Below are 25,631 nucleotides of genomic sequence, written 5' to 3'. Positions count from 1 at the left end.
TTCATTGTACTTTGTTCAGTTACGTATGCTCTTCAAATTTACCTCTCGTCTTGAATCAGTGATCTTCCCATGACGGGTTGCGCCGGAAGCCATTTCTGCAGGCGGTGGAACAGCGAGGAGTGGGACTCATTGTGATCGGCGGTCCCAACGCCTTCGGCAGTGGAGGATATCGTCACTCCGCACTGGAGCGACTGCTGCCCGTCGAAGCGGATCCGCCCGTCCGGAGGCGGCTGCGGCATTCCTCTTTCTGGTGGACAAATCGGGTAGCATGGACCACAGCCCCTTCGAAGAGCCGTCACCTGCGTTTCCGGGCGGGGTGAATCGGATCGCTGCGCCGGAGATCATATCGGGCTGATCGCGTTCGACCGGGAGGTCCAATCGTTATTGCCGTTACAGGCCCGCGCTGATCCGCTGACGACCCTGAACCAAAGGTGGAAGGTAAGCCCCTCCGGTGGGACCCGGCTGGCCCCTGCACTCAGGACTGCCATCGGGCAACTGGCGGCTGCAGCGCCGAAAAAACGCTTTCTGATACTGGTCACCGACGGGTTCGTTGAAGGGGAGACCATCGGACCGCTGATTGGAAAAATGCAAGCCGCCGGTATCATATTGATCGCCCTTGCAGTCGGTGGGGACGCAGATCTTTCGGTGCTGCGGCAACTCGCCACCGCCACTGGCGGGCTGGTTCTGCAGGTTACCGAAACCGCAGAGCTGCCCCGTTTCATGCGGCACGAGTTGGAGCGGCAACGGCAGAGTTGGCAGCCGACGGCGGTAAAAACCCAATCCGTGGCGCCGATGCCATTTTCCATCCCGAAGGAGACGGCCTGGCTACCCGTCAACGGCTATCAGGTAACCCGTACCAACCCCAACTCCACCGCCTATCTTGCCACCCCCAATGGCGATCCTCTGCTGGCCGTCAGGCAGACGGCAGCAGGACGGGTGGCCGCCCTCCCTGGAGGCTTGCTCCGAACAGTGGATAACACACCTTTTACCCAGAGCCTGCTGGCCTGGCTCGACAGGCAGGGGCACAACCCTCACCTGAAAATAGACTATCGAAGCATGGCAGGCGAGTTGCAGGTAAAGATCGACGCCATCGATAGCAAGGGTCGCTGGAGCGATGCAAAGGTTGCCGAATTGATTCTGGAAACACCTGCTGGAATCCGCCAGCAACACCACCTGACACCCTCCGCACCGGGACGATTTGAAGCCATTATCAAGACTCCCCTCTCCGGCCTCTATCAGGCATGGGTCAGGGTTGGCAACGAGCGGACCCACCGGCTGCTCCAGCAGATCCGAAACAGTGAATCGATAGAGACCCCCGTTATCCCGTGGCTACAGACTGGAGTTGTCCAGGGCAGTATCCGAAACGGGTCAAAAACGGCGTTTATGGAATTCCTGGAGTCAAGCAGCAGAAGATCACCATCACGCAAGATCTGGTTGCTGCTGGCGCTCTTTCTGTTCTTTTCAATCGTGCTGCACGAACGGCGCGGCGGCATCTTTGCAGCACTCCCACAAAAAAATGGTGGAGACCATAATGAAACAACCTGACATGATCCGGGTATGGGATCCTTTGATACGCATCTTCCACTGGCTGCTGGCAGCAAGTTTCGCGGTTGCCTGGTACACCCAGGAGGCGAATTACGAGCTTCATCTGCAGGCAGGTTACACCATTATCGGACTGGTCTGCTTTCGCATATTTTGGGGCCTTATCGGACCGACTCATGCCCGTTTTACCGATTTCGTCACTGGCCCACGCAGGGTACTGGATTATACGAAGTCGTTGCTGCGGCAACAGGCATCACGCCACCTCGGGCACAATCCGGCGGGAGGCATGATGGTGCTGCTCCTGCTGCTTGGGCTTACGGTGGTGACAATCAGCGGCATCGCCCTGGACGGTGCGGAGAACTGGTCCGGCCCGCTTGCCGAGATGGAACTCTACCGCCATAAACAGAATATTCTCGATATCCACGTTTGGAGCACCAATACCTTGTTAATCCTGATACCACTGCATATTCTCGGCGTCATCCACGCCTCCATTGCATACCGTGAAAACCTGATCAAAGCGATGATCAACGGCAACAAGCGTGTTTAGTGCCTGTCCGGAAAACTGGAAATAAACGCGGAGGATTCGTAGGCCTGTTCAAGCCTACAGTGTTACCCGATCATTGATGCAAAGAACGACTGCTTGATAAAAGTATCTGATGAAACTCGCCTACAGCACCAACGCCTATACCCGCACCGACCTCCTCAGTGCATTGGCCAGTATTGCCGATATCGGTTTTTCCGGCGCCGAGATCCTCTGCGACGCACCCCACTTGCGCCCTCATCAGGCAGACGCCGATGAAGTTTCCGCCATCTCCAGACTGTTGCAGGAGAAACATCTTGCAATCAGCAATCTCAACGTCAATACAGCCAACACCTATTTCAACCCTCTGCCACCTGAAAATGTTTTCGAACCGGCGCTCAGCAGCCGCAGGGATGAGTGGCGGGAGTGGCGTATCGAATACACCCTCAAGGCACTGCAACTGGCGAAACAGCTTGGGGCAAAGTGCATCAGTGTCACCTCCGGCCAACCCGGCTCCGGCGGCGATCCCACAGCTGGGCTGACACTTTTCGTCGACAGTCTCAAACAGGTTTGCAACCTCGCTGAAGCGTTGGATCTCCGGGTGGGCATAGAGTACGAACCCGGACTGCTCGTTGAGCGCGCCACAGAGGTGGCCGGTATCATCGACCGGGTGGGGTCAGCCAACCTCGGGGTTAACCTCGACATCGGTCACTCCTTTCTGGATGGAGAGTCACCGGAGGCGTCGATCGAACTGCTCAGCGGCAGGATCTGGAACGTGCATGTGGAGGACATCCTCGGCATGAAGCACTACCACCGTATTCCCGGCGATGGCGACCTCCCCTTCGAACGTTATTTCGATGCACTGCACAGGCAGGGCTATGATAACTTTCTGACGGTCGAACTCTACACCTATCCACACAACCCCATCGAGGCGGGTGAAAGATCCCTCGCCTATCTCTCACGAATTCTGCCTCGATGAATACAACGCAGCGCCACCCATTGATCGACTATCTGCAACTGGTGCGGGCGCCGGCAATCTTCACTGCCTTGTCAAACATCCTTGCGGCCCATCTCATCATCACACAAGGAGAGATTGCTTGGCCACAACTGCTGCTTCTGCTGGGTTCCACCGCCGCACTCTATGCCGCCGGCATGGCGCTCAACGACTGGTTCGACTACAAGGTCGATCTGGTGGAACGGCCACAACGCCCCCTGCCCTCAGGCAGGATCGAACGACAGAGCGCGCTTCTCCTCGGCTTGGAACTGCTGGTGATTGGTATCGGTCTCGCCGCCTATGCGAATGTTCAGTCGATGTTCATCGCCATCATCATCGGGCTGCTGGTGCTGCTCTATGACGGCCTGCTCAAACGCACCCTGCTCGGCAGCCTGAACATGGGCGGCTGCCGCTATTTCAATTGGCTGCTCGGGTTCTCCTTCCTCCCAATCACCGGAGATCTGCTGATCATAGCGCTGCCGGTTTTTATCTACATCACTGCTCTGACCCTGCTCAGCCGCGAAGAGGAGCAGGCAAAGCACCGCTGGGTGCTCATACTCACCGCTGTGGGAATCATCGCCGCCGGGTTACTCATCACCCTGCTGTCACCGGTGCCAATACAGGAACATCCACTATTGGCACTGGGGATAGTTGCAGGTCTGTTCATCGTCTCCCGGCAGTTACTTATCACCTACCGTGACTTTACCCCTGCAAGAGTCGCAGCCACCATCAAAATGCTGCTGTTCGGCATCATCCTGTTGGACGCATTGTTGGTACTGGCCTTCGGTCCCTGGTGGGGCGCCCTGGCCGTACTGAGCCTGATGCTGCCGGGACAACTGCTGGCAAGGTTCATGTATGTCACATGAGAAACCCTTGGTTCCAATCTTTTCAAACAGGCTTGTACAGAAAAGTCAGGACATGACGATACATCTACAAGATCACAGAAAAAACGGCTTTTAGATGCTCACCGTAGCGATATAATCTCTATAATTCAGACGGGGCGAAACTATTTGGAACAATCCATGGAAGACCTTGATAACTTTCAAGCCCAGCTGACTGCGGCGATAGCGCCGGTTCTGACAGACAGTGGCAAGGCATGGTTCGACAAAACGTTGGAGAAACTGACCGCCAGCGATCAGCCTCTTGACGATCTGGGACTCTACTCAGCGATGGCCAAGCGCAAGCTGGGAAACAGGCGTTTGGAACATGCCCCAGCCATCGATGCCGTCTTCTCTCCTCTCGACATCCGCCGCTGGGGGGAAGCCGACGCCGCCCGACTCGTTCTGCTGCTATCGGTGGTCAAGCGTCTGCCGGATCAAAACGAAGAGCTGGTGCAAACCTATTACAGGATGGGTGACGAATCCGAACGCATCGCCCTCATCCGGGGACTGATCCTCTTCGCACCAGCGGACTATCTGACCACCATCGCCCTCGATGCGGGGCGTACCAACAGCCTGGAACTGCTCTCCGCCCTCTCGCTGGACAACCCCTACCCCGCCTCCTTCTACAGTGAGCAGACGTTCAATCAAATGGTTTTGAAGTGCCTCTTTCTCGGTCTTGCCATTGAGCGGGTGGTGGGGCTTGAGCAGCGGGCAAATCCGGATCTTACCCGCATGTGTGAGAATTATGTCGTCGAACGGGAGAATGCCAGCCGTACCGTGCCGGTCGATATATGGCTGGCCATCGGGCCTCATGCCACCACTGAAGGGGAACAGCAGATCCTCGCCTATCTGAACCACGAAGAGACAGGACACCGCTACTACACGGCACTTGCACTGGGACAGCGTCTGTCAGAAAACCCGTCGCTCAAGTCGCATCTACAGGATCGGCTGAAACAGGAAGATAACACGCTCGTTCTCGACTTACTGCAGGATCTCCTGCAACAACAGCCGGGCAAACCAACAAATTCAGGGAGTCATTTATGAAATATTTCGATCCACACATCCACATGATGTCACGCACCACCGACGACTACGAAAACATGGTGGCTGCCGGCATCCTTGGCGTGGTCGAACCCGCCTTCTGGCAGGGACAGCCCAGAACCAATGTTGGCACTTTCATCGACTATTTCGACACCCTGATCGGCTGGGAACCCTTCCGCGCCAGTCAGTTCGGCATGCGCCACTTCTGCACCATGGGCCTGAACCCCAAAGAAGCCAACAACGTACCCATGGCCGAAGAGGTAATGAAGGTACTGCCCCGCTTCTGTCAGAAGGATACCGTAGTCGGCATCGGCGAGATCGGTTTTGACGATCAGACACCGGCAGAGGAGCGCTTCTTTGCCGAACAGATGGAACTGGCAAAGGAGTTCGAACTGCCGGTACTCATCCATACGCCCCATCGCGACAAGGTACAAGGCACAGAACGCACCATCGCGCTGGTGAAAGAGGTGGGAATCGATGAAGAGATGGTCATCATCGATCACCTCAACGAGCAGACGCTGCCGATGGTACTGGAGACAGGTTGCTGGCGCGGTCACTCCGTCTACCCTTTCACCAAGATGTCGGAAGAGCGCATGGCGGCACTGCTGAAGCAGTACGGTACCGAAAAGATGGTGGTCAACAGTGCCGCAGACTGGGGGCGCAGCGATCCGCTAAAAGTGCCCAAGACCGGTGCAGCAATGATAGCAGCCGGGTTCAGCGAGGCAGAAGTCGAGAAAGTGCTGTTTGAAAATCCCATCAACTTCTTCGCCCAAAGCGGCCGCATCTCTCTGGAGGAGATGATCCCGAAGAAGGTCGACCAGACCAAATTCTGGGAAGAGAACTCGGTGCTGCGTGGCCAACAACCCATTGTGGAAGATTAACAGGCATCCATCCAAAAGCGGTAATCGCTAATACGCGTATCTATTCAGGATGTAGGCCCGATCAAGCGTAGCGGATCGGGCACTGCCGAAGTGCCGGTTCCGCTACGCTTGATCGGGCCTGCTTTAGTTCGGCATAGTAGGAACAGTATGACGCAAGACACACCAGGATACGCAAAGACCGCATGGCATCGATCTGACCTGACCTACTGCACCAATGTTCACCCCAGCGAGACATTGGAGCAACTGCTGGCGGTCATCGATGGCCCGCTCGCCGCTGTGAGGCAGGCACGTCGGTTACCCAATATGGGCAGCGGCCTCTGGCTGAGCCACACCGCCGCCACAAGAGTACTGGCTTCCGACAAGACCTACCGCGCATTTTCCCAGACCCTGGATGCCAACGGCATCGACCTCTTCACCCTCAACGGTTTTCCCTATGGTGACTTCCACTCCAAACGGGTTAAGGAAAAGGTCTATCAACCTGACTGGACTGAAGAGGCGAGGCTTCTATACACCCTGGATCTTGCGGTCATCCTTGCCGGAGTGATGCCGCCGGAACAGCAGGAGGGCACCATCTCCAGCGTCCCACTCGGTTTCGCCCCCGATTGGAGCGAGGCCCGTCAGGAGAGTGCGCTGAATAGCCTTTGCCGTTGTATCGGCGCTCTTCACGAAATCCATCAGGAGAGCGGCTGCAACATCAGGCTCTGCCTGGAAATGGAACCGGGCTGCGTACTGGAAAACACGGATCAGTTGATCCCCTTCTTCACCAGTGCACTGCCCCGTGCACTGGAGCAGCAGATGGATCCGAATCTGCTATTCCAACATCTCGGCATCTGCTTCGATGTCTGCCACCAGGCGGTGATGTTCGAAGACGTCTACGAGAGCCTGTCGCGGATTCATCAGGCAGGTATTCCGGTCGGCAAGATACAGATATCCAGCGCCCTGGAACTCTGCAACCCGGCCAGCCAATCGGCCAGGAATGAACTCGCTGAATTTATCGAGGCGCGCTATCTGCATCAGAGTTGCCACCTGGATGAGAGCAACCAAGTTCAACGCGCCATGGATCTGGATCAGGCAGTGAAGAAATTTCCCCGCACAACACCCTGGCGCTCCCATTTTCACATCCCGATCCAGACCCGGGAACTCGCCTCCGGCTCACTCGGCACCACCCAGGATCAGATCCTTCGGACACTCGATTTTCTTGTGGACCACCCAGACTTTCATCCCCACCTGGAGGTGGAGACCTACACCTGGCAGGTCCTGCCGGAGGCCATCCGGCCCAAGGATGAATCAGCGTTGGTCGATGGGCTGATCGCTGAGCTTGAATGGCTGGAACAGGCGATGCAAAGCCGCAGCCTGTTACAGGAGACGTCACAATGAGCAGGCCACTGGTGGTCATCGATATCGTTGGCCTCACTCCAGCGCTATTGGGAGAAGAAACCCCACACCTCAATGCATTGGTGAAGGACGGTTTCATGGCCACATTGGAAGGGGTCTTCCCCGCCGTCACCTGCACCGCTCAGGCCTCGATGCTCACCGGCCTGCCCCCCAGTGACCACGGTATCGTCGCCAATGGGTGGTATTTCCGCGACTTGGCGGAGATCTGGCTCTGGCGCCAGTCCAACCACTTGGTTCAGGGAGAGAAGGTGTGGGATGCCGCCCGCTCGGCCGACGCAAAATTCACCTGCGCCAAGCTCTTCTGGTGGTACAACATGTACGCCGATGTGGACTGGTCGGCAACGCCACGACCCATCTATCCGGCTGACGGACGCAAGATCCCCGGCATCTACACCGAACCGCCTGCACTGAAACAATCGCTACAGGAAAAACTCGGGCCCTTTCCCATGTTCAACTTCTGGGGACCCGCCTCCGACATCCGCTCATCAGCCTGGATCGCCCAGAGTGCCAGAGAAGTTTTCGATGCCCACAGACCTGGGCTTTCACTGGTCTACCTGCCGCATCTCGACTACAACCTGCAACGACTGGGGCCTGACGATCCCGCCATCCGCGAGGATCTGCGCCAGATCGACCAGGTCGCGGGTGAGCTGATCGAACATGTTCGCGCCCAGGGAGCTGAGGTCATGGTGGTCTCCGAGTACGGTATCGAACAGGTCACAGGCAGTATCGATATCAACCGGATCTTGCGCGAGGCAGGCTTTCTGCGCATTCAGGAAACGCTGGGTTGGGAACTGCTTGATCCTGGCGCCTCACACGCCTTTGCGGTAGCCGACCATCAGGTGGCCCATGTCTATCTGCAGCAGCCTTCCGATCTGCAAACAGTTAAAAAACTGCTGGAGAAGACGCCGGGCATCGAGCGGGTATTGGACGCGGCTGGAAAAAAGGCATTCGGCATCGACCACGAGCGTGCCGGCGAACTGGTCGCAATCGCGGAGCCCGGCCACTGGTTCACCTACTACTACTGGCTGGACGAAAACAAGGCGCCTGATTTCGCACCCACGGTAGACATTCATCGCAAGCCGGGTTACGACCCGGCTGAACTATTTCTTGATCCGAAACTGCGTTTTCCCAAACTGCGCATAACACGCCGGTTGCTGCAGAAAAAACTGGGCTTCCGCACCCTGCTGGATGTCATACCCACTCATGCGGATCAGGTTCAGGGAACTCATGGCCGTCTGGCGGACGACCCAAAACAGGGTCCACTACTGATCGGTTCGGACAGAAGTCTGGCGGCAGACAAATACGCCATGACCGATATCAAACGACTGATTCTGCACGCACTTGCTTCGTAGGCCCGATCAAGCGAAGCGGATCGGGCAGAGCCGGGTTGCCGGTTCCGTTACGCTTGAACCGACCTACCTTTAACTGATCAAGGCACCAACACCTGCTCCGACCAATCCCCGTCACTTTGCAGACGAAAGAGACGACGGTCGTGCAGACGATCCTTCATATCGCCGTACCAGGATTCAACGTAGTCAGGCTGGAAGCCCAGACAGACGAGATCATGCGGCATCTCCAGACTGCTCTCTTCGGGAAACCTGGCGCGAATTTCCGCCGCCGTCTCAAGGTAGGCTTCCCGTGACGGCAGTTCACTGCTTTGCGACAGACCTTCTACCTGAAAAAGATCGTAAAGTTTGCCGGTATAGGGCTTCTGCTCCCAGCTACGGCGCTGATCCTCATTTTCAAAAATCTCATAACTGCCGCGCACCCGAAACTGCCGCAGTTGACTCGGCCAGAAGAAGAGCAGTTCATAGGCAGGATTGAGTTTCAACTGTTCGATCTTGGGACTCACGCGATTGATGTAGATAACGATACCCGCAGACGATATCTCCCGAACAGTAACCGTCCGGGACATCGGAAAACCGGACTCATCCAGGGTAGTCATGGCGAAGAATGGCCCATTCGTGTCGCCCGCAGCTTTTGCCTGCTGAAAAGAGTCTATCAACATGTCGATTGGATTATCCATCGCTCAACTCCTGTAACGGATATCTGACCATCCGCTCAAACGCCTCTCCAAACCACAGAGTGAATCCCACGCTATTCGAACGATACCAATCGAGCAGTTCCGAAACCGACACCCATCGGTAGCTCTCCAACTCTTCCGGATTAGCCACCACCGGTCCATCGTAAGGTAATACAAACAGAGAGCAGTACTCATTTTCAGCACGGCCATCCAGTTGCTCAAGATAGGTGTAGGAGAGCAGATAGCGAGGTACAAGCCCATCCGCAATACCGAGTTCATGGGAGAGACAGCGCCGAATCGCTGCGGCAAAGGTTTCATTGGAACGGACATGGCTGGTGGCAGAAACATCCCAACGCCCACCGCCGAGTTTATTTCCCTGGCGCTTCTGGATCAGCAGTCGTCCGGCCGGATCGCTCAGGAAGGTGACGAAGGCACGGTGCCTGACCCCCTGCCCAAGATGGCAGTCCCCCCGCCCGGCAGTGCCGGTCCGATTGCCGAATTCATCAACAAGTATCAACGATTCCTGCATTGTTACAACACATTTCCTTACAGTGAAGGGACAAGCACCCTCTATCAACACATATCTAATCCATAGGCGCAAGCCAAATCTCACCCAGCCCCGACGTTCTGGAAACAATTTCCTAAAGCTTTGCGTCTATTGACCGCTAACGTTGGTGATCCGGAAGGAATAATCCCTCTTTGCATAACGAGGATGTCCCTTATCAATCCGCTTCCACAACTGGATGACGAGTAATGGCAAATTTCATTAAATCAGTCGATGATCGCACCCGTCTGGCGGGTACCAACCGACTGGAGGTGCTTCTTTTCAGCCTCGGACGTGATGCGAATACCGGCAGGGAAGAGACCTTCGGCATCAATGTCTTCAAGGTCCGCGAGGTCATGCTGGTACCCGAAATAACCCGCGCACCAGAGATGCCCCGCGCTGTGGAGGGCATGGTCAGTCTGCGAGGGAATATGATACCGGTGATCAACCTCCCCCAATTTTGCGGCATTCAGACCGAGCAGAAACCCAGCATCCTGATCATTACCGAGTACAACAAGAACGTGCAGGGCTTCCTCGTACATGCGGTCGACACTATAGAACGGCTGGCCTGGGAGGATGTCAAGGTACCGCCACCGATGATGGTACAACAGCATGGAGGCCTGGTTACTGCCGTCACCGAACTTAAGGATGGCCGGCTGGTGATGATCATGGACGTGGAGATGGTACTCGCCAAGACCTCCGGGTTTGGTGAGGGCGAAGACCTATTCGATGGTATCGAACACATCGGGGATAGAGAGATCACCTTGCTGTTTGCCGATGACTCCGCCGTGGCGAGAGATCAAATCGTCCGCACTCTCAACCACATGGGCATAAAATATATCAGCACCTCCAACGGCGCCGAAGCTTGGACAAAGGTAAAGGAGATCGCCGATCGGGCTGCTGTGACTGACCGCAAGGCCAGTGACTTCATACAGATTATCCTCACGGACGTGGAGATGCCTGAGATGGACGGATATGTGTTGACCAAAAAAATCAAAGAGGATTCTAGACTGGCGGATATCCCGGTCATCATGCACTCATCTCTCTCCGCCGAAGCCAATCAGGAGTTGGGGAGAGGCGTAGGTGCAGACGCCTATGTACCAAAATTCGAGCCGACCGAGCTCTCCTCCAAACTGCACGAAATCATCGCAAACCGCAACCAGGCACGATAATCTCAGACGGTTCATTTCTAAGGGCGCCAGCCGCCAGCCCGCCGCTGAATATGTGCTTTTTTGTAGATGCCATGAGGGGGTATTTGAGCTTAGCCAAAGATTCAGCCTTCTTGCGCTTGTTCCCTCTGCATGTTCCACGGCAACAGCGCTTCGATCTTCTCAACGGTGTCGGCGCAGCAATGTGCTTGAGTACAGGATGCAGATAGTCATACGGCTCAAGTTCATTCACCTTGGCTGTCTCAATCAGGCTATAGATGGTGGCGCTGGCTTTCGCACCGCGTGAGGTATCGGCGAACAACCAGTTACGGCAGCCGACAGCCGCTGCCAGTAGCGGGACGGGCATCGGGTGAGGTCGATTGAGTCATGATGTGCTCCTGTGGTTAGTGACAGGAGACAGTGTTTGTCATGCGCGCGGGGAATAATAGGAGTCGAATCTGGGGCGCTTACCTCGTAATAGCAAAGGTGGCGGAGTTCCCGGTACCCCAGCAGAAGATGAACCACCAACAGCAGGACGATGTTGGCATGGCCAAAGATCGGACTGACATCCAAGTGTTTGAAGCATCGGCGCAACCGGTCTTTCTGGGCAAGATGTTCGAACAGCTTTTGAAAGACTACCAAGCCGGAAAAAGAGGTAAGTCGCTGGTCCTCAAAACGAAGGATGGGAAGGGCATGAATTTTGCGGTGAATCTCTGATCTGCTAGACTTCATAATAAGCGAGATTGTTGTTGGGTAAGGCTTTGTTTTAACGAGCTTATTTTACCTCGAAAACAATCCACTTTCTCATTTTTCTCGCTTAAATGCAGGATTTTTCCTGGTTTCTGGATCTCACTAGTGTAGGTCGTCTTAAATAATGAAACATATTATTTGTCCTGTTTTACAGGGATTCAACAATGTAACAGCCAGAATTGCTGTGTTTATAAGTTACATACTGTTTGGCGAGGTACACTAGCGGTGAATTCCAGAAATTATGCAAATATTCATTTCACCCTGTCTTTTGCGATGAAACGGGTATTAGCACCAGTATTTATGCAACTACCGGGTTAATATTAAAACAACAAGGTTTACTCAAGGAGCAATTGTTATGCTGCCCTCCATTTCTTCATCAAAGCTTCTTATAATAATCCTTACATTGTCGATTCTGCCGGGGGGTTATTATTTTTATCTGCAGGTACATGAAGATAAGGATGTGTCTGCATATTTGGAAGAAAATAAGCTGATGAGTCTTCCGCTGACAATGGAGACAGCTATAAAGGTATCAGACCAGGTAAGAAAGGATTTCAATATTGATGAGAAGACATTTAAAACCCTGAGAATGGACGAAAGGCCATTTCTTCGAAATGACACTAGCTACCTTCTGAGGCATAAAGAAGGCCTATGTGGAGAAGGGACAAGAGTCATAGTCAATCTCCTTCGCGACATGGGTTTTGATGCCACTCGCGTAACCGTATATAACAAACATCTAGAGGCTTCACATACGCTTGTATCAGTAAAGTTAGATGATGGTGAATTCTTTGTTGACAGCATCAACACGTCTGACGCAGCAAACCAGTTACTCAGAAAAGAGTATATCTCAATCGACTCGTTTAACGTCCTTCACTACAATAGTAGCTATGCTGAACGGATGGAATTTGATCGACGGGCGAAGGTCATACCTGACCATGCAAAACCATTTTTTGATCATTATTGGTTATATTCGTACGAAGCCATGCCCTACGGGAAGATCTTGGCAAAACTTGGATTTGATGTGAGAATATTTAATTTTACTCGTCCACCACAATTTATTTCATCTTTGGCGGAAAAGCCTAACTTGATAGCCGCTGTTGCGATGGTTTTCATTTCGCTGACAATCGCCATCGCCTATCTTTTATTGCGGTTTTTTGGTAGGAGCACAGAAGCGATCCGTGATGACACTGGTTTCTAGGTTCCATTGACATTGACATTGTCATTGTCATTGTCATTGGAACAAAATCATGGCCGAGACGAAATACAAAAAGCTAAGAAAATTTCGTACCGTCTTTTCAAATCGAGAGAAGACTCGTCGATAATGTTTGATTTTGCCAAAAAAGCATTCAATTAAGTGGCGCTCTTTATAAACAAACCAATCACACTCTCTGGGATTGATCGCATTAGAACGAGAAGGAATCACTGCATCGATGCCACCATTCTCAAGCCATGTCAACAGAACCTAGTGTACCTCGCCTAACAGTATGTAACTTATAAACACAGTGATTCCGGCTGTTTAATGGCTGAAACCCTGTAAAACAGGGTAAATCATATGTTTCATTATTTAAGACGACCTACACTAGGGTCGCGGAAAATAAACTATCCCATTCACCGCTGTCCCGTTAACTCCATGATGTAAGCCACCGACATTGCCAGTGCGATCCCAAAAGGCGGGGCATAAGGAATGAGGTAGATTCTCTTCTGAACCCGCCAAGGTAAAGAGGAGAATCCAAATGAGAGAATGGCAAAGCCAAACTCACATAAGATAGTATTGCAGATACAACATAGTAATCGTACCGAAGTATCGTAAGAAGGCAATATACGGGGCATTGAGAAAGAAGATAGGAGGGGTGCTGAAAGACCTACGTGGTCAATTTGGTATGGAATTGGTGGAAGGGCACGCGATGCCAGATCATGTCCACCTATGTTTGAGTATTCCACCGAAACTCTGCGTAGCACACACTATAGGGCGGCTGAAGGGGAAGTCAGCGGTGAGAATTCACAGGGATTTTGTCAAAGAACGGGGGAATGCAAGAGGTTTTCATTTTTGGTCGACGGGGTATTGTGTGAGCACAATCGGATTGGGTGAAGCTAAGGTTAGGCAGTATATCCGGTATCAGGAAGGCGACTGCCTAAAGCCGCGCATAAATGGCGAAGGGTTAATGCAAGAAACCACCCATGTGGGTGGCTTCTTGGCTTCTTGGCCTCTTGATTTATTGCTTAAGGCAAAATTTCTGCTGTGAGGTTTGTAGGAGGTGGCGGAGAACTTATCTCATAGGCACCCATCTCAATACCCGTTCCCTGCGGGACAGAGATACCAGAGAAATCCTTACGTATATCAATACCGTAGAGGTCTTCAAACGTCTGGTAAGCCGCAGCAACCTCCGGTGACAGCGTCCCTTTGCTGGCACCTGGAAATGTGGTCCCATCAATAGCCATGATATTGGGGTCACCCATGGTAAGTGAGGTAAAAAGCGGATCTGCATCAATGTTCCCTTCACCCATTCCTGTTGCAGAATGGAGTAAGGCACTGCTTCGATAAACAGGACCACCCCAATCGATACTTACATTCCCGCCAGGAGAATAGAGTAAATTATGGCTAAATGAGTTAGTGCCCCCTCCATCCACCTTTCCGCTGGAAATAATTACCTGAGAGTCAGAGTCGTCATTTGTATAGAAAATATTGTTATGGATTTTATAAATTCCAGTGTTGAGTCCACTGCCGTTGTCCTCAAACCCTACAGGCGTCTCAGAGATTGAATTACCCATGAAGTAAATATCACTGGTATATCTGGTCTGAAATCCCATCTGTTCAAGATGATGCATTTTGTTGCCTATTACGTAGGCGATTGTAGAATCACCATCATTAACACGCAATCCTACCAGGGCATCATACATCTCATTGAAAAGGAACCAGGAAAGCTTCGATCCCTCATGTCCACCAACGACAACAGTACCATCTGAGTCAAAGCCAGGCACATATCCATGCATTTTGTTTTGCGATACGATTACATGTTTACTTCCTTTAATATCAATCGCATTTTCAACATCATTATTCATCTCATTGCCGCCTATATAGATATATTCTAAATTTAGGCCACGAGTTTGAACGGAATCGCCTCCGTTATGATGCATATGATTATTTATTATCCAAACATGGTTAACATCTGAACCCAGAGCCAGACCATGGTTATCCTTTGTGTGATTAACTCCAACTGCAGGATCATCATATTTATAGGCATGATGAATCTCATTATTATAAAAGACTATATTATCGTTGGAAAAACCATTCCAGCCACCCGTGCTTATCAAAGCTGAATGATATATGGCACTAAGGGTATAATCATGAATGTTATTTCCCCTAATTGAGATATGGTGATTTGGTGCACGGTAGATAAATACCTGGGTCTCGTTGATATCGAGATTTTCCAGAATGAAATACGATCCCTGAATGCGAAGGGCGTCAGCATCATCGACCAGAGGAACTTTATTTGCGAAGCTGGCGCCACGAACAAAAACAGGTTTCTCTGCGGTTCCCTCACCAATAAGATAGTGAGTACCACTTGTCATGTAGGGTCCGCCATGAATTTCAACCACTGAACCTTCAGTAAGTGGCAGTGAGTTGTATGGAATAAAGCTGCATCGTGGCGTCGCTGCTGTTCCATATTCATTATCAGTATCTGTACAATTTGGATCAGTATTATCTATATAATGAGTATATGGCCCATTACCAGCGTCGCGATAATTAAAACCGCCCACGGCATAGTACTGACCCTGATACATCTCATGGGTCTCAACCAAACCGAAGGAAGGAGCGGGAATGCCGATCGGCATAATGTAGTCACTACCGTTAGTGTAGGTGTTATCACTATCGTATGTGTAGTTATTAGCGAACGCATAGGACACCGGCAGACCAAGAAGACATAGCACCGACGCTGTCTTGATTAAGTTCCACATTGATTTCTTCATGGGTAATACTCAATTTGTTAAATTACTTAAAGACATTCACAATGAACATTTACGCGAAAGTCCACTTCTTTGAGATAGTTTAGTCGGAAAAACCACCATATTATGTGATTCCATGCCCAAAACACAGACTCCTTACCCCACCAAACTCAACCTTGGTTTGTGTCTGTCCGGAAAGTCACATCTAACCACAAAGAACACGAAGAGCACAAAGTAAGCAATTGATTAACAATGATTTTCTTAGTATGCTTCGCGGTCAAAATAGTGCTTCCAGACAACCACTAGTTTAACATACGGCAGTTACGCCCGTTCCTGAAGAGAAGCTTGTGCGAAAAAGCGCACTTGATGCCTTAATCGACTTGAGCAAAGTAAATTTATGACTTGTACTCACGAATTCTCGCGGCGAACATCTGAACCAACTGCTCCCTAATTTTTCAGAGAGTAAAATTCCTGATACATCGCTTCTGTTTTCTCGGCAAGTTTCTGCGTCGAAAACTCTTCTAAGATACGCGCCCTGGCATCCTTGGCCATCTGATCTCTTCTGGATTCATTTTCCAGCAGTTCAATCCACTTTTCGGCAAGCTCCTCATACTCATTCAAAGTGAATAGATGCCCGCTCTTGCCATCCTCTATAACAAGACTGTTATCAGCGACATCAGATGCAATCACCGGCACACCGCAGGACATGGATTCCAGAATCACATTTGGAGTGCCTTCGTATTCCGACGGCAATACTGTCAGATCACACAGATTATAGAACTCCTCCACATTGTCCTGATTACCCAAAAAAAGGCAGTTATCCCTTAATCCAAGGCGATCGACCAACTCCATTATGGAATTTTTATACTCATCTGACCCCTCCTTCGCTTGAAACAAAACGTCACCCACAAGAAGGAGTTTGATGTTGGGTATCTTTTTCAGAACCTCATTTGCCGCCAGAAAAAAAGTATCGTGGCGTTTTTGTTTTTTGAAGCTGGCAAACATACCGATAACAGGCTCGTCTCCAATCCCATTTTTTTGTTTAGCTTCCACCTTATTCTCAACCGGTTTGAATTTATCCATATTCACGCCGTTATGGACTACCCGATATCTCTCATCATCGTAGCCAAGTAGAGAACGGTTGAAGGCTGCCCCTGCTCTTGAGTTGGCAACGATCCAATCCACCCAGTTGCGGGTGATTTTATAGGCCAGCAACTGGTGTCCACCGTAACGATGATAGCAGTTCCGTTCGGACCCCAGAATAATACGGGTTCCTGCGAGCTTACCTGCCAGGCGCACGGCGATTTCAGCATCGAAGAGATAACCATGGACAATATCAATAGCCTGCTGCTTTAGAATTTTAGCCAATCTGGTGACCACGGTCAGATCAAATTTAGCCTTCTTCTCAACGACGAAAAAACCATTTTTTTCATCAATCAATTCCTGCCGCATCGGGGTATAGGGCGATAACACACAGATTGAGAGATTGAATCTTTCCCTGTCGATATTATTTGCAAGCTCAACAACCTGCCGCTGGGCGCCACCATACTCCAGGTTACTGATAACGATCATTACTTTGATTTTTTTCATTCTTCAGTCACCAACGCAATTTATTGAATTTCCACTGTCTGCCGGCAGCTCTCACAAATAACCAAGCGCACGGTTTTTCTCACCCGCAATCCCAGAGAATATACGCAGATCCTCTTCAGTCAATCTCTCTTTCCAACGCTCGTCCAAACTGATTTCACTCCTGTCATCCAGGCGCATACCATTTCCGATGACATGATGTTCGACGCTGCGAAAATCTTTCACTCTTTTGTCAGGATCGACACCGATAAAGGTAAATACTTCGCCAAGTGTTTTGTTCGGGTCGGCGCAGAGATCCTCATATTTTATCTGCACAAGCTGATCAGGACCCAAACTCGAGGCGATTGCATCGGCCTCTTCATTACTTCGCAGCCAGCGCCTTGCCGCTTCCTGCATGCTAACCATATCTTCACGCCGGTCTCCCCCCATACCACCACCGCGTAACTCAGGATTTGTCGCATCGGCAAAACCGGCGGGGTCCATGTAGGTCAGAGCAACAGCTCTTCCATCACGATTGACTCGTACGACCTTTAGATCGATCGACTTGATCCGCTTGATGAATTTCAATCTCAAACCGATTTTTGAAGAGTCAACAATAACCTTTTTGCCCGAAACCTCGGCTACGGAGTGGATCAGGTCTTCATTTTTCTTAAGTATTTTCGGATAGTCTTTACGCCATGTAGAATCCAGCATCAATGCAGTATCACGAACAAACTCCAGTACCCCACCCCTGTAGAGCGGGCGAAGCAGCCTCTTGACATAACCGCTACCAATGCCTCTGAAATCGGTTCCCGCTCGGGCTATCTCAAACTGATAGCCTTTATCATCCATTCGCTTATTCACTTTGTTCCAGAACGGACACTCTTTGATCAGTGCCTGACAGGAACAGCGATACCGATCAATATCCCCAAGCGCAGTGACTTTCAACTCACCTGTGGTATGAGTGTCAGGATGAGAGTTGAGCAGCATCGCTGTAAGTGTTGAGCCGGAATGGCTCGCCGCCAACAGATATACCAGCTTGATTTTTCCGTTTGCTAATTCAACCAAAGTCTTTCGTCCACTTCTTGTTTTGTACGGGTATCGGGAAATTGTTTATTCATCTTCTTACGCTGGGTAAACAGACGTAACATCAAGAACATCGCGCTCAGCATCATCACACTGCTTTCCCGCGGATAAAATGTCTGGCTCCCCACTGAAGCGATAAGGTGGGCAGCTATAAGGGAAAAGGCAATGCCTCCAACTGCGGTGAAATAGTCACTCCGTTTATCCCGAAAAATACTCAATGAAGCCTTGATTGCGTAGAGATAGAAAAACAGGACAACCGCAAGCCCAATATAACCATTGTCGAGCGTCCACTGCAGATAGGCATTATGCGGATGGGGAAAACCCTCGTGTAGATAGTCCCATAAAAACTCACTGATGCCGGTGCTTTGCATCGCCTCCCTGCCGTGTCCCCACCAAGGGCTCTCTTCGATCATATCGATGACAAACGGCCAGGCAACACTCCGACCTGCGGTGATCGTATACCAATCCGGTTGTCCATCTTCCGAACCTGTTAAACCCTCTTTCTCCGCTTGCTCATTGGTATCGACGGAATCCTCGGTAAACCCCTGCATCATCCTGTCTCTTGTTGCAGGTATGAGCATAACTACCACAATAAGAAATATCGGACCCAGAACCAGTAGCTTTCTCCATTTGAAGATACCCATGACCAAACCGATCACCCCCCAGGTTCCGTACCCCGTCCGCCCACCTGTCAAGGCCTGACCAAAAAAGGCAATAAAACTGGCAAACCAGATAAACAGGGCTTTTGTTTTGCTTGGCATAAGCATTCGTGCAGAGAATATCGCCCAAGACCCTCCTGCCAACATCATGGAGACATCCACACGATGAAAGCCCACCTCTTTATTCATAATCTTCAGGCTCAATCGTGTCAGCTTGTCTCCACTGCCACTAGCAATGGCCATAACCGGCATCGCCTTGATCACCTGTATTGCAATCAGGAAGTAGACAATAAGAATCGCACCCATGGTCAATCGCATGCGCTCCTCACTGTTACAGCCATAAAAAACCAATACCGCAGGAGCCATAAACTTGAACGTATTGATAAAACGCTCGGAGATCACATCCATGGTGCTCAAGGCTTCCCGCCCAACAAAAAGCTGGTAGTTGTTGACGACGCTTAAATCAGTGATGAGTCGATAAAATCCAACCAGAACAAACCCCATATAGGTCCAAAGAAGCAGGGTAAGGAATTTTGACATATCCCATTTCAGCTTCTCCTCGCCCTTTTTCCCGAGAAAGCCCATCACGACAAAGATCAACAGCAAGTTCCACAGATTAAGTCCCTGTATGCCCAATATTGTTTTGGGCATATCGGGATGCTCGACAACTGCCATCAATGCAATAAGGACGCAAAGTGACTTGTACCAATCTTTGAAAGCGTATCCGCAAAAAAAGAGTACGATCATGTAGAGAAGGGTGATTCTGATCATCTGGCTGACTCAGTCCCCTACTTGAGAAGTCCCAGTTTTTCTTTTACCAACAACCCAATAAAGGCTAGATTGGTAAAGAGATACCGTTTCCATAGACGTCCTGGCTCCTGTTTGACCCGATACAGCCACTCCAGACCCAATTTCTGCCAGCGTTCTGGAGCACGTTCGACCTTGCCAGAATAGACATCGAACGAACCGCCGACCCCGTGACAGACAGAGACACCCATGTAGTCCATCCACTTGGCCAGAAACTGCTCTTTCTTGGGTGAGGTCATCGCCACCAGAAGAATATCGGCCTTTGAATTCTTGATATCGTCGGCAATTGACTGCTGTTCATCCTCTGAATAGTAACCGTGGTGTCTGCCGGCCAGTATCAAACCCGGATAGTCATGTGCGATATTTTCCTCGACCTTTTTGGAGACCTCTTCGGTCGCCCCGAGACAGTAGACACGATAACCATGTTCCTTACCTCTTTCGAACATGCCAAACATCAGGTCAATACCTGTGACACGCTCAGGGAGTGACTGACCCAATATTTTGCTTGCCAACACCACTGCCGCCCCGTCAGCAAAAATGATGTCGGATGACAACACATCCTTACGCAGTGCGGGGTCACGGTGCATGTTTACGACCTTGGCGGCATTCACCACGCCAATCTGCAGCTGCTCATGTTGGGAAATCGCATGATGGACAGTATCGAGCGCCTCCTCCATGCCCATAGCTTCTACAGGAATACCAAACAGGTTTATCTTTGCGGGTGAGGTCATCTTCATGCCATTTCGTGATAATTGAACAAACAAGGCGGACATTTATGAGTGGAAGCAGCGTCTGGCCCGACTTCAGACAGCAGCGCGGCGCTCTTTTTAATATTGGGAGGCCCTAGACAGCACCACTTCCCTTGAGAACAACCGGTAGGGTTAATAAGAGGATTTTCAGGTCAAGCCAGAGCGACCATTCATCGATATATTTCAGATCCAGTTCCAGCCATTTTTCAAATGGCAGGTTGCTCCTGCCAGATATTTGCCATATACAGGTTAATCCGGGTTTCACGCTGAACCGCTTGCGGTGGATACCACTGTCGAACAATTCAACATCGCGCTGTGACATTGGGCGGGGGCCTACCAGACTCATATGGCCGCGTATTATATTCAGCAATTGCGGGAATTCGTCGAGACTCGTCTTGCGGATAAAGTCGCCGACACGCGTTACCCTGGGATCCCTCTCTATCTTGAAGATCGGTCCCTCCGCCTCGTTCAGATGTTCGATCTCTTTCATCTTGGCCTCAGCATCCACCACCATCGAACGGAATTTGAGCATGGGGAACAGGCGCTTGCGCAAACCCACCCGATGTTGGACGAAAAAAACCGGGCCGCCGTCATCAAGTTTGATGGCAAGCGCGATTAATCCCATTACAGGAAGAATGACAGGCATGGCTGCCAGCACGATGATCAGATCCATCAGGCGCTTGACCAACAGCATGCCTTCATTCTGAGCAACAGGATCAAATGTCAGCAGAGGGATACCATCGAGATCCACCAGTTGTGTGCGGGCAACTTCCATATCGAAAACATCCGCCATAAACCGAAAACGAACGCCCTGCTCTTCGCAGGCGCTGACGATCTCCTCCATGTGACTCAAGCGGCTGCGGGGCACTGCCAAAATCACCTCGTCGATTACCTGACTGGTCAGGATCTCCTGTATTTTATCTACCGTGGCGAGCACTTTTGCACCCATCACCTCTTCACCGACGTTCTCCGGGTCTGTATCGAGGTAGCCCACGATATCAATGCCCCACTCGCTATGGCGATTTAACATTTCTGTCAGGCGCTGGGCTCTCTCACCCACGCCGATAACCAGAATTTTCAGAAAATTTTCGCCTTTCTGAATCGAACGCCTGAAATACCACCATTTGAGGCCCGCACGAACACCGACAAGAACAAATATGTCGAGCACGGCAAATGTCACCATCAGAGGACGGCTGACAAACTGCACCTTGAGTAAAAAAAGCAATCCGATAAGTAGCGCAAGACTGATTCCCAAAGCCTTTGCCACCATCCAGGCGTAGGATGGAATGGCGACAACCCGCAGTCCACTGTAGGCGCCAAAACGAGAGAGGAAATATCCCAGGGGCACCCAAATAAGTGGCACCAAGGCAAAATGGGATACCAGATCGGCACTGACGCCGGGAATGAATATCTGACGCAGCCGGTATGCCAGCAGAAACACCAATAGCGTAAGCAGAATATCAAGCAGGTATAATAACCTACTTATTTCCCTTGATTTTTCGTCAAACATTAAAGCCTCTTTTCAGCACCTTAGTTCCATGCCAGCAGATCATCTGATCGATAATGAATCGACAACCTCACCCAGAGAGAGTGGCGCAAATGATCAAACCGTTAATAATCCCATGTACACTCGTAGAACATCAACTTCATCGGGGCAAACAATAGTGACGAATTGTATTCCTTAACCAGCAGCAATATTGAGAAGACGATCTCCCCTTCAGTCACTCGGAGTGACTATTGGTAAAATAGTGTTACAGCACATGCCAAATACAAAAGCCCGCATTCCTTCAGCGACCTGAAATCAAATTACTTTAGAAAAACTGCCTTTTGACTCTTTGGAATTCAGATAGGCATCAAACTGCATACAGATATTCCTTATCAACAACCTCCCTCTTGGCAGGACATCGATGCCTCTCTCCGAGAGGCTCACCAGCCCGTCTTCGGCCATCCCACTCAGGTTTTCAAGTTCTGCGGCGAAATAACGCTGAAAATCGATCTCCCATTGGGCGTTGACAGCAGCGAAATTGAGGGTGAAATGGCAAATCAACCGGGTAATGACATCCCGGCGGATCTGATCGTCCCGATTCAGCTCCACCCCGCGATAAACCGCGAGTTTCCCTTGATCGATGCGATCATAATATTCATCCAATGTGTGCTTATTCTGTGCATAGGTCGGCCCGACCATACCGATGGAGGTTGCGCCGAGCGCCACCAGATCACAATCCGCATGGGTGGAGTAGCCCTGGAAGTTTCGATAGAGCGTACCGTCCCGCTGGGCAATGACCAACTCATCGTCAGGCTTGGCGAAATGATCCATGCCAACATAGACATAACCTGCCCCAGTGAGCTTTTCGATGGTCATCTGGAGGATGTCGAGTTTCTCTTGTGGACTTGGAAGCTCCGCCTCATTGATACGCCGCTGTGGTTTGAAGCGTGTCGGCAGGTGCGCATAGTTGAAGACGGAGAGCCGATCGGGATCGACTTCCAGAATCTGATCCAAAGTCCCTGCAAAACTGCCGAGGCTCTGAAACGGCAGGCCATAGATCAAATCAATGCTGATCGACCGAAAACCCTCATCTCTGGCCGACTGCAGGACACTCAGCGTATCCTCTTTCGACTGGATACGGTTGACCGCCTTTTGCACACTCTCCTCAAAATCCTGCACTCCCAGGCTCATACGGTTAAAACCCAGCTCACGCAATACCTTGATGGTATCGCCCAAGGCCTCCCGAGGATCTATTTCGATGGAGTACTCGCCACTGTCGTCATCGAGCAGCGTGAAGTGTTTGCGCGTCTGCCGCATCAGCTCACGCATCTCATCATGACTGATAAAGGTGGGGGTTCCGCCACCCCAATGCAGCTGTTCCACCTTGCGGGAGCGGTCAAAGAGCGCCCCCTGCATCTCAAGTTCTTTGTAGACCCGCTGCAGGTACTTGTCTGCAAGACTTCGATCCTTGGTCGCCACCTTATTGCAGGCGCAATAGAAACATACCGTGTCGCAAAACGGGATGTGGAAATAGAGCGATAGCGGATCACCGGAAGCATTGCTCTCCCGGGCAGTCCGCCGGTAGTCGGCTTCTCCAAAACCCTCATGAAACTGTACTGCGGTGGGATAGGAGGTATAACGCGGCCCGCTCTGATCGTATTTTGCGATCAGGTCAAGATCGAAGACAATTGATTGATCCATAGTAGTTTCTCTTTTTTGACCGAGGCTTTTTCAGCCGTTGGATGCGTCCACATCGATCCCCTTACGGTGGGTTTCGTTTATCTGCCGCAACAGCACGGCGAAGGGGATATCGTCAGCGTGCCGGTTTACCAACTCCATGAAAGGCAGATCTTCCCGGCCAAAATGGTATTCGCCATCAACCATGCTCTGCTGGATCGTCTTGATCCCCTCCTCCAAGTGCGCCAGGAAGGCAGGGAAGCGTTCCATCTCCTCCAGCTCGTACTCCATACAGCTGCGGAGATCCTGCACCTCAAACACGGCTTGCTTGATCCACTCCACGTACTCTTCAGCACTCCGGGCGCGCTGCAAACTCATCGACTCTACTCCCTCGCAAGCCGTCAAAACGTCTCGCGATATCTGACCAATTCTTCGGCTGTAAACAGAAAAACACCGTCCCCCCCACGCTCGAACTCGAGCCAGGTAAACGGAATCTCAGGATAGCGCGCCATCAGCGTCTCCGCGCTGCTTCCCACTTCAATCACTATGATACCCCAGGACGTCAGATGACTGGGAGCCTCTCGCAGAATCCGGGCGACCAACGCCAGCCCCTCCTCGTCAGCCGTCAGTCCGAGCCTGGGTTCCCGATGGTACTCCTCCGGCAACCGATTCATCTCCGACTCGCTCACATAAGGCGGATTGCATACAATCACGTCGTACTGACGGCCTTCAAGGGCAGAAAAAAGGTCGGACTGTACAACTTCGACCCGATTCCCCAAGTCATGTTCCGCTACATTGCTCGCCGCCACCTGTAGTGCCTGGTCGGAGATATCCGCCAGATCCACCGCCGCATCCGGTAGATAGACCGCTGCGGCAACGCCGATGCAACCGCTACCACAGCAGAGATCGAGCACCCGGGAGATGCGATCCGCCTCGATCCAGGGTTCAAATTCACGCTCCACCAGTTCGGCAATCGGAGAGCGAGGTACCAGCACATGCTCGTTGACGTTGAACCGCAGCCCGGCAAACCAGGCTTCACCGGTCAGATAGGCGGCGGGGAGGCGTTCATCTATGCGACGCTGCAACAGCAGAGTGACATCCGTCTGCTCCGCCTGGGTGAGACGACTCTGAAACCAGCTACCAGGAAAATCGGGTGGCAGATGAAGCGCATGCAACACAAGCACTGCAGCTTCATCAATCGCATTGTCTGTACCATGCCCGAAAAACAGATCCGCTTCGTTGAAACGACTTGCGCCCCAACGGATGAAGTCGGCTATGGTCTGCAAAGATTGCATTCGAGTGGCAGTGCCTGGAAAAAAGCGTGAATCATAGCCCATTAACCCGGTTTTCTCACCAAGATTTAGATTTCGGGGCAATCTGAATTTTGAATTATTTTCCACAAACAAAAACGGGCTGCCGAAACCGGAGGTTTCAACAGCCCGTTAGCAACCATCCCTGACAACCTGTCAGAGCCATCACTTACCAGAGGCGAATCAAGCCGCGCGGGAATCCTCATCGCTGACCACACTCAAGTGCGCAGCTTTGTCGGCTTTCTTGCGCTCCCCACGCCGAATCAGATCACCGATCGAAATTTTGGTCAGAAAATCAAAGATTTCGATACTCAGGTCATCCCATAGGGAGTGGGTCAGCAGCTCACTTCCACTGCAGTTCCCATGACCAAGAAGGGTAAATTCAACCCACTCATCAACAGCGCAGATGATGCTTCTGTACGGAGATGTCAATGGCATTGCGGCCAAGATAGTAGCCGCCTACCTGGACCACGAACACCTCGCACGAGTTCCTTTGGCACGCAGAGAGGCAAACAACTGCCCAGATAGGATAGTGAATACCCTGATTTTCAGAAATTTCAGCCAGGTCACTGGCTGCCTACACCATTCAGTGCCAGATCCAACATAGCACAACTGAACGAAGTACAACAA

The 25,631-nt window shown here is 51.4% G+C and carries 22 protein-coding genes and 4 pseudogenes; 12 read left to right on the top strand and 14 right to left on the bottom strand.

The features are described 5' to 3' along the window. Positions 1–345: 345 nt before the first annotated feature. The 8 genes and pseudogenes from G9Q73_RS20655 to G9Q73_RS04200 form a co-directional block, all read left to right on the top strand. Positions 346–708 (top strand): annotated as a pseudogene (locus tag G9Q73_RS20655) (vWA domain-containing protein); the annotation flags it as partial. Positions 709–1,531: 823 nt separating this feature from the next. Further along, on the top strand, positions 1,532–2,089 hold the full coding sequence (locus G9Q73_RS04230) for a cytochrome b/b6 domain-containing protein (protein WP_177418696.1): 558 nt from the start codon (positions 1,532–1,534) through the stop codon (positions 2,087–2,089). 109 nt (positions 2,090–2,198) lie between these two features. Then, positions 2,199–3,041, top strand: a complete 843-nt coding sequence (locus G9Q73_RS04225; protein ID WP_177418695.1) for a sugar phosphate isomerase/epimerase family protein — start codon at positions 2,199–2,201, stop codon at positions 3,039–3,041. Next, complete coding sequence (locus tag G9Q73_RS04220) at positions 3,038–3,922, top strand: UbiA family prenyltransferase (protein ID WP_177418694.1); 885 nt, start codon at positions 3,038–3,040, stop codon at positions 3,920–3,922. Before G9Q73_RS04225 ends, G9Q73_RS04220 begins: the two co-directional genes overlap by 4 nt. Positions 3,923–4,078: 156 nt before the next feature. Then, positions 4,079–4,981, top strand: a complete 903-nt coding sequence (locus G9Q73_RS04215) for an EboA domain-containing protein (protein ID WP_177418693.1) — start codon at positions 4,079–4,081, stop codon at positions 4,979–4,981. Further along, entirely contained in the window at positions 4,978–5,859 is an 882-nt protein-coding gene (locus tag G9Q73_RS04210; protein WP_177418692.1) for a TatD family hydrolase, read from the top strand. The genes G9Q73_RS04215 and G9Q73_RS04210 overlap by 4 nt, the downstream gene beginning before the upstream one ends. A 147-nt stretch (positions 5,860–6,006) precedes the next feature. Beyond that, on the top strand, positions 6,007–7,236 hold the full coding sequence (gene eboE / locus G9Q73_RS04205; protein WP_177418691.1) for a metabolite traffic protein EboE: 1,230 nt from the start codon (positions 6,007–6,009) through the stop codon (positions 7,234–7,236). After that, complete coding sequence (locus G9Q73_RS04200) at positions 7,233–8,606, top strand: alkaline phosphatase family protein (protein WP_177418690.1); 1,374 nt, start codon at positions 7,233–7,235, stop codon at positions 8,604–8,606. The genes eboE and G9Q73_RS04200 overlap by 4 nt, the downstream gene beginning before the upstream one ends. Positions 8,607–8,683: 77 nt before the next feature. On the opposite strand, the gene G9Q73_RS04195 is transcribed toward G9Q73_RS04200, so the two are convergent. Further along, complete coding sequence (locus G9Q73_RS04195; protein WP_177421244.1) at positions 8,684–9,280, bottom strand: pyridoxamine 5'-phosphate oxidase family protein; 597 nt, start codon at positions 9,278–9,280, stop codon at positions 8,684–8,686. After that, complete coding sequence (locus tag G9Q73_RS04190) at positions 9,273–9,806, bottom strand: NUDIX hydrolase (protein WP_177418689.1); 534 nt, start codon at positions 9,804–9,806, stop codon at positions 9,273–9,275. Before G9Q73_RS04190 ends, G9Q73_RS04195 begins: the two co-directional genes overlap by 8 nt. 224 nt (positions 9,807–10,030) lie before the next feature. Between G9Q73_RS04190 and G9Q73_RS04185 the strand changes: the two genes are divergently transcribed. Continuing rightward, positions 10,031–10,993, top strand: a complete 963-nt coding sequence (locus tag G9Q73_RS04185; protein WP_177418688.1) for a chemotaxis protein — start codon at positions 10,031–10,033, stop codon at positions 10,991–10,993. A 101-nt stretch (positions 10,994–11,094) separates the two neighbouring features. Here the strand turns inward: G9Q73_RS04185 and G9Q73_RS04180 are convergent. Next, positions 11,095–11,306: pseudogene (locus G9Q73_RS04180) on the bottom strand (transposase domain-containing protein); the annotation flags it as partial. A 92-nt stretch (positions 11,307–11,398) separates the two neighbouring features. Here G9Q73_RS04180 and G9Q73_RS04175 point away from each other — a divergent pair. Both G9Q73_RS04175 and G9Q73_RS04170 read left to right on the top strand, forming a co-directional pair. Next, the gene (locus G9Q73_RS04175; protein ID WP_177418687.1) at positions 11,399–11,686 is read left to right on the top strand and encodes a hypothetical protein; all 288 of its coding nucleotides are present in this window, start codon (positions 11,399–11,401) and stop codon (positions 11,684–11,686) included. 388 nt (positions 11,687–12,074) lie between these two features. Continuing rightward, entirely contained in the window at positions 12,075–12,914 is an 840-nt protein-coding gene (locus G9Q73_RS04170; RefSeq protein ID WP_177418686.1) for an arylamine N-acetyltransferase family protein, read from the top strand. A 33-nt stretch (positions 12,915–12,947) separates the two neighbouring features. Here the strand turns inward: G9Q73_RS04170 and G9Q73_RS04165 are convergent. Then, positions 12,948–13,154 (bottom strand): annotated as a pseudogene (locus G9Q73_RS04165) (IS5-like element ISSoc13 family transposase); the annotation flags it as partial. Between the two features lie 346 nt (positions 13,155–13,500). Here G9Q73_RS04165 and tnpA point away from each other — a divergent pair. Next, a pseudogene (gene tnpA, locus G9Q73_RS04160) lies at positions 13,501–13,839 on the top strand (IS200/IS605 family transposase); the annotation flags it as partial. 97 nt (positions 13,840–13,936) lie between these two features. Here tnpA and G9Q73_RS04155 read toward each other — a convergent pair. The 10 genes from G9Q73_RS04155 to G9Q73_RS04110 form a co-directional block, all read right to left on the bottom strand. Further along, a complete protein-coding gene (locus G9Q73_RS04155) occupies positions 13,937–15,685 on the bottom strand; it encodes a right-handed parallel beta-helix repeat-containing protein (RefSeq protein ID WP_177418684.1) in 1,749 nt (582 codons plus the stop codon). A 423-nt stretch (positions 15,686–16,108) separates the two neighbouring features. After that, positions 16,109–17,251 carry a glycosyltransferase gene (locus G9Q73_RS04150; protein WP_177418683.1) on the bottom strand — a complete coding sequence of 381 codons (1,143 nt, stop codon included), beginning with the start codon at positions 17,249–17,251 and terminating at the stop codon, positions 16,109–16,111. 51 nt (positions 17,252–17,302) lie between these two features. Continuing rightward, entirely contained in the window at positions 17,303–18,295 is a 993-nt protein-coding gene (locus G9Q73_RS04145) for a sulfotransferase (RefSeq protein ID WP_177418682.1), read from the bottom strand. Next, entirely contained in the window at positions 18,283–19,743 is a 1,461-nt protein-coding gene (locus tag G9Q73_RS04140; protein WP_177418681.1) for an O-antigen ligase family protein, read from the bottom strand. Before G9Q73_RS04140 ends, G9Q73_RS04145 begins: the two co-directional genes overlap by 13 nt. Before the next feature lie 17 nt (positions 19,744–19,760). Beyond that, positions 19,761–20,516: a WecB/TagA/CpsF family glycosyltransferase gene (locus G9Q73_RS04135; RefSeq protein ID WP_246344994.1), complete on the bottom strand. Its 756-nt coding sequence runs from the start codon at positions 20,514–20,516 to the stop codon at positions 19,761–19,763. 106 nt (positions 20,517–20,622) lie between these two features. Further along, positions 20,623–22,038: a sugar transferase gene (locus G9Q73_RS04130; RefSeq protein WP_177418680.1), complete on the bottom strand. Its 1,416-nt coding sequence runs from the start codon at positions 22,036–22,038 to the stop codon at positions 20,623–20,625. A gap of 291 nt (positions 22,039–22,329) precedes the next feature. Then, complete coding sequence (gene hemN / locus G9Q73_RS04125) at positions 22,330–23,715, bottom strand: oxygen-independent coproporphyrinogen III oxidase (protein ID WP_177418679.1); 1,386 nt, start codon at positions 23,713–23,715, stop codon at positions 22,330–22,332. A 30-nt stretch (positions 23,716–23,745) separates the two neighbouring features. Further along, complete coding sequence (locus tag G9Q73_RS04120) at positions 23,746–24,069, bottom strand: general secretion pathway protein GspF (protein ID WP_177418678.1); 324 nt, start codon at positions 24,067–24,069, stop codon at positions 23,746–23,748. 23 nt (positions 24,070–24,092) lie between these two features. Beyond that, positions 24,093–24,986 carry a 50S ribosomal protein L3 N(5)-glutamine methyltransferase gene (gene prmB / locus G9Q73_RS04115; protein ID WP_177418677.1) on the bottom strand — a complete coding sequence of 298 codons (894 nt, stop codon included), beginning with the start codon at positions 24,984–24,986 and terminating at the stop codon, positions 24,093–24,095. Between the two features lie 198 nt (positions 24,987–25,184). Continuing rightward, positions 25,185–25,433 (bottom strand): hypothetical protein, encoded by a 249-nt coding sequence (locus G9Q73_RS04110; protein ID WP_177418676.1) that lies wholly within the window; start codon positions 25,431–25,433, stop codon positions 25,185–25,187. Positions 25,434–25,631: the final 198 nt, after the last annotated feature.

The sequence above is a fragment of the endosymbiont of Lamellibrachia barhami genome (genome assembly GCF_011947365.2).
GTDB lineage: Bacteria > Pseudomonadota > Gammaproteobacteria > Chromatiales > Chromatiaceae > QGON01.
This window is presented reverse-complemented; position numbering and strand designations above follow the sequence as displayed.